The sequence below is a fragment of the Acidithiobacillus sp. TH-A36 genome (assembly GCF_057473445.1).
Genome location: NZ_JBYCKP010000154.1, coordinates 1 through 9,028 on the forward strand (window position 1 = coordinate 1; position 9,028 = coordinate 9,028).

General features: G+C 49.9%; 8 protein-coding genes. 3 read left to right on the forward strand and 5 right to left on the reverse strand.

Annotated features, from left to right (window positions below; translation table 11 throughout):
• Positions 1-300, reverse strand: a 300-nt coding sequence (locus tag AC2VLY_RS04220; protein WP_486921812.1) for a Sua5/YciO/YrdC/YwlC family protein, incomplete at its 3' end; no start/stop codon positions are given.
• A gap of 16 nt (positions 301-316) precedes the next feature.
• Here AC2VLY_RS04220 and AC2VLY_RS04225 point away from each other — a divergent pair.
• Positions 317-1,015 (forward strand): 7-cyano-7-deazaguanine synthase, encoded by a 699-nt coding sequence (locus AC2VLY_RS04225; protein ID WP_486921813.1) that lies wholly within the window; start codon positions 317-319, stop codon positions 1,013-1,015.
• A gap of 37 nt (positions 1,016-1,052) precedes the next feature.
• A complete protein-coding gene (locus AC2VLY_RS04230; RefSeq protein ID WP_486893682.1) occupies positions 1,053-1,889 on the forward strand; it encodes a ferritin-like domain-containing protein in 837 nt (278 codons plus the stop codon).
• Here AC2VLY_RS04230 and AC2VLY_RS04235 read toward each other — a convergent pair.
• A complete protein-coding gene (locus tag AC2VLY_RS04235; protein WP_075322602.1) occupies positions 1,886-2,134 on the reverse strand; it encodes a hypothetical protein in 249 nt (82 codons plus the stop codon). The two genes, AC2VLY_RS04230 and AC2VLY_RS04235, sit on opposite strands and share 4 nt — an antisense overlap.
• A gap of 580 nt (positions 2,135-2,714) precedes the next feature.
• On the opposite strand from AC2VLY_RS04235, the gene AC2VLY_RS04240 reads away from it, so the two are divergent.
• Complete coding sequence (locus tag AC2VLY_RS04240; RefSeq protein ID WP_486921814.1) at positions 2,715-4,880, forward strand: mechanosensitive ion channel family protein; 2,166 nt, start codon at positions 2,715-2,717, stop codon at positions 4,878-4,880.
• Here the strand turns inward: AC2VLY_RS04240 and proB are convergent.
• The 3 genes from proB to guaB all read right to left on the reverse strand — a co-directional run.
• Complete coding sequence (proB, locus tag AC2VLY_RS04245) at positions 4,874-6,034, reverse strand: glutamate 5-kinase (RefSeq protein ID WP_193650605.1); 1,161 nt, start codon at positions 6,032-6,034, stop codon at positions 4,874-4,876. The two genes, AC2VLY_RS04240 and proB, sit on opposite strands and share 7 nt — an antisense overlap.
• A 312-nt stretch (positions 6,035-6,346) precedes the next feature.
• Positions 6,347-7,891 (reverse strand): glutamine-hydrolyzing GMP synthase, encoded by a 1,545-nt coding sequence (gene guaA, locus AC2VLY_RS04250; protein ID WP_193650604.1) that lies wholly within the window; start codon positions 7,889-7,891, stop codon positions 6,347-6,349.
• Between the two features lie 3 nt (positions 7,892-7,894).
• The coding region (gene guaB / locus AC2VLY_RS04255) for an IMP dehydrogenase (RefSeq protein ID WP_486892968.1) at positions 7,895-9,028 on the reverse strand (1,134 nt) is incomplete at its 5' end.

Genomic DNA, 9,028 nt, shown 5'->3' on the forward strand with positions numbered 1-9,028 from the left:
AATAAAAGTATAAGGTCCAGGCAAGGCTTTACGCAGCAAAGCAAAAGCGCGGTCATCCAACTTGGCATATTCTGCGAGTTGGGCAATTCCCGGAAACAGGAGGGAAAGATCATGCTGCAAATCCAGTTGACGGATACGCCGCAATCGTTCCTGGGCGGCGCGGGCGCCAACCATGCAACCCAAGGCATAACAGGTGTCTGTCGGGAAAACAATTAACCCGCCAGCCCGTAACACATCCAGTACAGGCTCCAGCAGGCGCCATTGAGGATTGACCGGATGCACACTGACGCATGAACTCATGTTATCTTCAATCTCCATGAACACTCATACCGAAACCGCAGCGATCATACGCCAGCCCGACCCAATGTCGCCAGACCCGATGTCTCTGGACGTGGCCCGGCCCAAAACCGCAAATTGCCTGCTGCTGATGAGCGGCGGCGTAGAAAGCAGCACGCTGTTATTTCAGCTTGCCCAAACTGAGTGCCCCCAACCGGTTTTTCTGGACTATGCGCAACGCGCTGCCCAACAGGAGTGGGAAGCCGTGCAAAGGCTGAGTGAAAATCAGCAAGTCCAAGCACAACGTTATGATCTGTCCGCTTTTGGAAATGCCGTTGGAGCATTGCGCGCTGAGCGGTACCATGTCCCGCTGCCCCATCGTAATTTTTTCGCTATTGCTGCCATTGCGACGATTGCCAGCAATTTGAATATTCAACGCATTGTGATAGGTCTCAGCGCTGATGATGCGCAGGTAGATACCTGCTCACGTCCCGCTTTTCAGAATGCCATCACAAACACCCTGGGCACTTTGAATTTGCAACTGGAAACGCCTCTGATTCAACTCAGTAAGGCTGCCATCATACTTGAGGGGAATCGTTTGCACGTTCCCTGGAAAAAAACCTATAGTTGCCTTCTGGGGCGCGAAAAACACTGTGGTTTTTGTCCCCAGTGCAAGAAAAGACGGGAAGCTTTTGCACAGGCTGGCGCCAAGGACCAGGATCTGGGCTATAATCCTTGACCCGATTTCATCCACCCCAAAGGAGACGGCTCAATCCATGCCCGTTGCCATCCCCACTATGAGAAAGCATCCAACCTGGACTCTGGCAGATATACCCTATGCAAGCATAGAAAAAACCAGAATAGTTGATCAGACAGACTGGTTTTATCTGCTGGCAGGAGCCTCCTTTGTGGAAACGCTTTCTGACCTCTATGCCCGCAATCTGGTAGAATACTTTCAGGAGAATGCTGCGGCTACTGCATGGCTCAGCAAAGAATGGGAGCAGGAAGAAGTTCAGCATGGATTGGCCCTGAAGGCCTATGTCCTGCAGATCTGGCCAGACTTCGACTGGGAGCGCGCCTATAAAGGCTTTGTGCAAGCTTACATGCCCTACTGCCAGACAGATTTGCTGGGTCCTAGCCAGGCGCTGGAAATGGCGTCTCGCTGCGTCGTAGAGACAGGTACCGCCAGTTTTTACACCATGATTCAGTCCGCCAGCCCGGAACCGGTTCTCCGTTTACTGGCTGGTCGCATTCGTGCTGACGAAGTCCACCACTACAAATACTTTTATAAATTCTTTCAGACCTATCAGCAGCAGGAAAAAAATTCACGCTGGCGCATTGGCCGGGAACTCTGGAAAAGAGTATCGGAAGTCGATCAGGAAGATAGCTATTTAGCCATCAAAAATGCTTTTGAAGTAAAAAATCCGGGGCAAACTTTTTCAGGTAAGGACTTTGCGGCATTCCGGGAACGGATGGGAGACTGGGTCAGCCGCCACTACCCCTTTGAAATGGCCATTAAAATGCTGCTAAAACCGGTATCACTACCACCCACAATACAAAAAATGGCACTGCCCCTGTTGAAACGCAGTGCCCGTAAGGCCTTGGTCAGTTAGAGAGACCAGGTGCGAACCTTTAACTTGTCCGGATGCAACTGAAGCCAGCCAGCGGATTCAAGATGCGCTGCGGTTTTACCCATAACGCGTACTGCCTGATATTCACCGTGAACAATAGGGTGAGGCAAAGATCCTTGCGCCAGTTGGTTATGTAAAGGGGTGACGGCATGCACAAAGCTCCCCAAGGCCATAAAAGGCGTGGCAAGCAGCAGCACAAAAATCATATTGCTGAGTGACTTTTTCATGAGTGGTCCTTTTTCGAATCAGGTAGAATGACACATATCAAGCAAACTATGTGCCAACTCTTGAAAAAAGCCTCATCCCTTCATCAAAAAACGTTGTTAAATCAGTTTTCTGCAGGTGGTTACGTCATCTTTCTGAATAGGAGCGAAATCCTGACAAAATGATTAGCTTAGCTCGGTATACCCCTCAATCCTGCCCAGTCTGTCTCCTTAACCCGACAAGCTGACGCGCCTCTTCGTTCACAGGCCGGTTTTATGGTCTAACCAGGCTGCGGTCAATTGGCTACAGCCTGAGGATTAGGTCTTTAATGCCATTTTATGCTATATTCATACATCCTGATATTGTGTGACTATCATCATGCTGCCCTAAAGAGGAGTTATTGTGACTGAATTAAAATCTTCTTTTTCGATATGGCACGGCTCACACTTTAAAAACAATTATCTGTACATCATTATCATTCAGTTTTTTATATTTCTAACATTGGTATTATCTTTTTCTGCTGATGCATCTACCAGTACAAAAATTGATCAGGACAGCAAAATTCTGCAGAAAATACATGCACAATTAGAACAACCTGTTGATATGCAGCAGCTTCTTAATTGGCATAAAAGCACCAGCATCATCAAAGACAATGCACAAAAGTGCATTAGAAACAAGAATAATCAGCTTAAACAGACTGATAACGGCTTGGGAATTCTGGGGCCTGCGGTCATCGGTGAACCTGAAAACCTTACGGCATTAAGAACAAAACTACTCCATCGACAAAAAGATCTGCAGGGAGAAATTGCTACTTGCAAAGTTATTGCCGTAGCCAGCACTGACCTAGAACAGGAAATTGAGAAAAAGCGTGACAATCTGCACGCGCAAATACTATTACGTAAGGATCAAAATATATGGGCACAGATCAATACTTTTTCGGCTGTAGGTTCAAGCACATGGACACAGGAGAAAAATTACTGGTTTCATCACAATCACCGCTTCATTTTTGCCCAGAAAAATCTTCAGGTATCCATAGCCATTGGTCTATTTGTTTTTTTACTACTGCTGGTTGTACGCAAATCACTTCCTGAGAGTACAAAGCTAGGAACGCACCTATCGGCAGCGCAAAAAAGTCTCTATCATTACTTGCCCATTGTCGTCGGTGTTTCCGCAGCGGCACTAGCAGCACACTTTATGGGGGTCCTTTCTCCATTTGTGGATATTGTGCTGATAACCTGTGGTGGCTATGCCTTGCTGGCGATTCTGGTCACCTGGGCATTACGTCCCAGTGGAGTCGTTTTTCATCATTTCGCCTGGGGCCCGAAAACCTTACGTTCCACATTGCGTACCCTGCGTTTTGTTGCTTTTTTAGCCGCCTTTGCAGTGAGCTGGATTATCACCGCTCCACAGGATTTTCTGAACCCACAACAACAGGCTTTTTTATGGTCTGTTTATCATCTTCTAGTCATCAGCGCGGTATTCCGGCTGGTCATGGAAGCCGGGGGTAAAAGGCCCTTTAAAGCTTATCCTTTTTTGCGGATTGTTATACTGATTGCGCTGCTGGCAACAGCTCTGTTTACGTTACTAGGTTATCGCAATCTAACCAACTATCTGTTTTTTGGCCTGCTGATGTCTTTGTTAGCACTGGGTATTGGCCTGTTTATTTCCTGGGGGCTCAGTGATTTCTGGAATTACACTGCGCGTAAAGATGGTCGCTGGCAACATGTGCTGAAGCAACGTCTGGGACTCAAGGATGATCAAGCACTACCTTGGCTTGGCTGGTTCAGTGCGCTGAGTCATATTGCCGTCTGGATAGGGATTGGCGCGTTCATTCTTTACGCCTGGGGGCTCACTCATACCGGCTTCTCGTTAATCTGGAAGTACTTCATTACCGGGTTTACAGTTGGCACCTTTCATCTTCAACCTTTCCGCTGGATTATTGCCATTGGACTGCTGATCCTGCTGATTAATATCAATACATTTGTGCAACGGTATCTTTCTGATAATTCACGTATTATTGGTCATATGGAAAGCGGTGCACGTCATTCCATTCTGTCTATTGTACGTTATACAGGTTTTATTATTGCCATACTTATTGCCCTTTCAACAGCCGGTGTAGCCCTCCATAATCTCGCCATTATTGCGGGCGCACTGTCAGTGGGCATTGGTTTTGGATTACAAAATATCGTCAACAACTTTGTCTCAGGATTAATCCTGTTACTCGAACGTCCGATTCGGGTGGGTGACTGGATTCAGGTCGGCAGCACCCAAGGTTACGTAGAAAAAATGAGTATTCGTTACACGCTGATCCTCACTTTTGACCGTACCGAGGTATTCGTGCCAAATTCCGAACTCATATCTGGCCAGGTAACCAACTGGATGTATACCAACAGCGTGCTGCGCCTGATGATTCCATTTAATGTTGCCCATAGCGCGGATATTGAACTGGTCAAAGAATTGTTGGTCAAGGAAGGACAAAATCATCCGGATGTTCTGCAGGATGACCCGCGTGGAATTCCTCCAACTGCCTTGTTGCTGGATGTCAGTGAAAATGCCCTGCAGTTTTACTTGCGTGTTTATCTTGATGACTGCAACAAAAGTTTTAACGTCCAAACCGATTTGCGGGCATCGGTCGTGGAGAGTTTGTTACGTCACAATATTCGTCTGGCCCACCAGCAACAGGACGTGCACCTCATTCCCAGTCAAATTCTTCCCGTAGATAAGACTACCGGGACCATTCATGATCCACTGGTCCCAGGGAATCAGTGAATTAATAAATTATCACGATGAATCATGACCCCTTCTGCCACATCGGGATCATCTGCAATTTCCGCACTTTTTTTACCCAGACAGCGTTGCACCACGTTAGCGTCCCAATTGACCAGGCCTCGGGCAAACACATTACCATCGGGATCCTTGCAAAGTACCAGATCACCGCGATGGAAATTACCTTCCAGCGCCGTTACCCCAACCGGTAACAAACTCCCGCCATCCTGCTTTAACGCATGGACCGCGCCAGCATCCAGGTGCAGAGTCCCTCTTGCCCGCAAATGCCCGGCCAGCCATCGTTTACGCGCATCCAGTTTGGGAAGTCGGGCATGAATGAAAGTACCCAGAGCTTCGCCATCGCGAATGCGCAGTAACACATTGTCGCAGCGACCATTAGCAATAATGGTGGATGTGCCGGAACGGGCAGCACGAGTTGCTGCACGCACCTTGGCGAGCATACCGCCGGTGCCGACACCCGAACCGCCACTACCAGCAATCCGTTCCAGCATGGCGGCACCAGCATTAACTTCTGCAAGTAGTTGCGCGTTCGGATTGCTGCGCGGGTCCGCATTAAACACTCCATCCTGATCCGTCAGAATGACCAGCAAATCCGCATCCAGCAAATTGCTGACCACAGCGGCAAGCGTATCATTATCACCAAGATTGATGGCATTGTAAGAAACCGTGTCATTTTCGTTGATGATTGGCAACACATTCATTTCGAGTAAGGTCAACAAGGCAGAACGGGCATTCAGATAGCGGCGACGACTGCGCAGATCATCGTGTGTCAATAAAACCTGACCACAATGAATGGGCATTTCATTGGGGTCATCGCACTCTCGAAGAAGCTTTTCATAAGTATGAATCAAAGCAGATTGACCAACACTAGCGGCCGCCTGACGTTCCTTAAGATTCGCTGGTCGGTGCGACCAACCTAAACGCTGCACTCCGGCACTGACTGACCCTGATGAAACCAGAATGATTTCAATGCCGGAACGGCGAAGTGCAATAATTTGTCGGACCCAGCCGCCTATGGACTTTCGATCGAGGCCTCTTCCCTCATCCGTGAGAAGGCTGCTGCCTATTTTTACAACCCAACGTTGTGCTTTCGTTTGCAATAAATTCCGCGACTTATCCGGTGATTTATTTCTCATGTCCGCCTAAATTTCATCAAATATCTTTTAATTATAACATATTATTATAAAAAAATAAACATAATATGGCAATTGCAAGCTATCCACATAATTAATCCATTATTTAATCGACTATACTAATAATCCAGTCCAATATGGATGAATTATTTTTTTACCAGGAATTGAAATGCCCACTCCAGCAGCTTGAAATGACGCAGTATCGCGCGATGCCATAATAAAGCCCAGCGATAAGGCAATTGTCACGATATATCCGTCTATACCAGATAACCCCAAGAAAGCCTGCATGAATGCAGGCTGGGAAATATTTTCAGATCACTCCCACTCAATGGTGGCCGGTGGCTTGGAAGAAATATCGTAAACCACCCGATTGATACCCGATACTTCATTGATGATTCGGGTGGAAATGCGGCCCAGAACTGCGTAGGGCAAATGCGCCCAGTCCGCCGTCATCCCGTCGGACGACTCTACCGCACGCAGGGCAATGGTTTCATCATAAGTGCGGGCATCGCCCATGACCCCCACACTCCTCACGGGCAGCAAGACGGCAAAGGCCTGCCAAAGCTGATCATATAATCCAGCCTCGCGAACTTCTTCCATGACAATGCGATCCGCACGCCGCAGTATCTCCAGGCGTGACGCATCAATGGCTCCCAGACAACGAATCGCCAGACCCGGACCCGGAAAGGGTTGCCGACGAATGACTTCTTCGGGCATACCCAATTCCCGACCCAGCTCCCGGACTTCATCCTTGAATAATTCCCGGAGAGGTTCCACCAGCTGCAGATGCATGCGTTCCGGCAACCCGCCCACATTATGATGGGATTTGATGGTGGCACTGGGCCCCTTGAATGAAACCGACTCAATGACATCGGGATATAAGGTGCCCTGCGCCAGAAAATCGGCACCTTCGACCTTTTTGGCCTCTTCCTCAAAAATCTCAATGAACAAATTGCCAATAGCCTTGCGTTTTTTTTCGGGGTCCGTAACCTGATCCAACACATCCAGAAAACGTTGCCGGGCATCTATGACCTGTAATGGAATCTGAAAATAATTGCGAAAAACCGTCTGGACCTTTTCGGATTCACCGAAACGCAACAAGCCATTATCCACAAAAATACAGGTCAACTGATCGCCTATGGCGCGATGAATCAAAACCGCCGCCACCGCCGAATCCACGCCTCCAGACAGGGCCGCAATGACCTTACCCTTGCCGACCTGAGCGCGAATGGTGGCTACGGCACTGTCCACGTAGGAATGCATGGTCCATTGACCGTGACAACCGCAAACACCACGCACAAAGGCCGTGAGCATTTCTGCCCCACGCGGCGTATGGACTACTTCAAGATGAAATTGCACCCCATAAAAATGGCGAACCGGATCGCCAATAGCCGCTAAAGGCGAATTGGCACTACTGGCCAGAATCCGAAATCCGTCTGGCATTTTTTCAATGCGATCACCATGACTCATCCAGACTTCTTCCGTGGCTTCCGCGCTTTTAAAAGACAACAAAGGCCCCAAAGCTTCCTGAATCTGCAGCTGGGCGCGCCCATATTCCCGATGTTCGGCTTTGGCGACTGCGCCACCCAGCACATGAGCCATCAATTGCAGACCATAACAGATACCAAGAATCGGCAGGCCCAGTGCAAATATACCCGGATCCACCATGGGGGCATCCTGATCGTGAACAGAGGCAGGCCCTCCCGACAGAATAATGCCCTGGGGTTCCCAATTCTGTATATCCGTCAGCGACATATGATGCGGATGTATTTCGCAATAAACATGCGTTTCACGCACCCGCCGGGCGATCAACTGGGTGAACTGGGAACCGAAATCGAGAATCAGAATGCGTTCTTGCATGGGTCACTCCACCCGGTAGTTAGGGGCTTCTTTGGTAATATTGACGTCGTGAACATGACTTTCACGGACGCCAGCCTGGGTGATCTTGATGAAACGGGCGCGATTGCGTAGGGCGGTCAAGTCTTCGGCACCCAGGTAGCCCATGCTGGAACGTAATCCACCCAGCAATTGATGAATCACCTGTCCAGCCGGTCCCTTGTAGGGAACCCGACCCTCCACACCCTCTGGAACCAGCTTGGGCGCTTCCGGGCTGGCATCCTGAAAATACCGGTCAGCCGACCCCTGTTGCATAGCGCCCAAAGAACCCATCCCGCGATAAGCTTTATAAGAGCGGCCCTGATAAAGTTCGATTTCTCCGGGCGCTTCATCCGTACCCGCCAGCAAACCACCGACCATCACCGAGTGGGCTCCGGCGGCCAGCGCCTTGGCAAAATCCCCCGAAAAACGGATGCCACCATCGGCAATCAGGGGTACACCGGTATTGGCCAGAGCATCTGCCACGTTACTGATAGCCGTCACCTGCGGAACACCGACACCGGCCACAATCCGGGTGGTGCAAATAGAGCCCGGCCCGATACCGACCTTCACCCCGTCTGCGCCCGCTTCCACCAGCGCCAGCGCCGCTTCACCGGTGGCAATATTGCCGCCAATGACATCCACGTCCGGGTAACGTTCCTTGATCCAGCGCACCCGATCCAGTACGCCCTGGCTGTGACCATGAGCCGTATCCACAATGATGACATCAACCCCGGCCTCAGCCAGTGCCTGCACCCGGGCATCGGTGCCCTCCCCCACACCCACGGCCGCGCCAACCAGCAGACGCCCTTGGGCATCACGACAAGCCAGGGGATGCTCAGTGGCCTTACGAATATCTTTGACCGTAATCAGACCGCGTAACTCAAAGTCCTCATTAACGACCAGAATTTTTTCAATCCGATGCTGATGCAATAGCGCCTTGGTTGCATCCAGACTGGTACCTTCCGGTACAGTAACCAACCTGTCCCTGGGTGTCATCACACTACTTACGGGCGCATCCATGCGCGTTTCAAAACGCAGATCACGGTGGGTCACAATACCTTCCAGACGCTCTCCATCCACCACCGGCACACCGGAAATGCCATGCAGAGCCATAATCTG

Bases quoted from the DNA above. Each gene is read 5' to 3' on its own strand.
- AC2VLY_RS04225 (WP_486921813.1), top strand. From the start codon at position 317: ATGAACACTCATACCGAAACCGCAGCGATCATACGCCAGCCCGACCCA.
- AC2VLY_RS04230 (WP_486893682.1), top strand. From the start codon at position 1,053: ATGCCCGTTGCCATCCCCACTATGAGAAAGCATCCAACCTGGACTCTG.
- AC2VLY_RS04235 (WP_075322602.1), bottom strand. From the start codon at position 2,134: ATGAAAAAGTCACTCAGCAATATGATTTTTGTGCTGCTGCTTGCCACG.
- AC2VLY_RS04240 (WP_486921814.1), top strand. From the start codon at position 2,715: ATGCAGCAGCTTCTTAATTGGCATAAAAGCACCAGCATCATCAAAGAC.
- proB (WP_193650605.1), bottom strand. From the start codon at position 6,034: ATGAGAAATAAATCACCGGATAAGTCGCGGAATTTATTGCAAACGAAA.
- guaA (WP_193650604.1), bottom strand. From the start codon at position 7,891: ATGCAAGAACGCATTCTGATTCTCGATTTCGGTTCCCAGTTCACCCAG.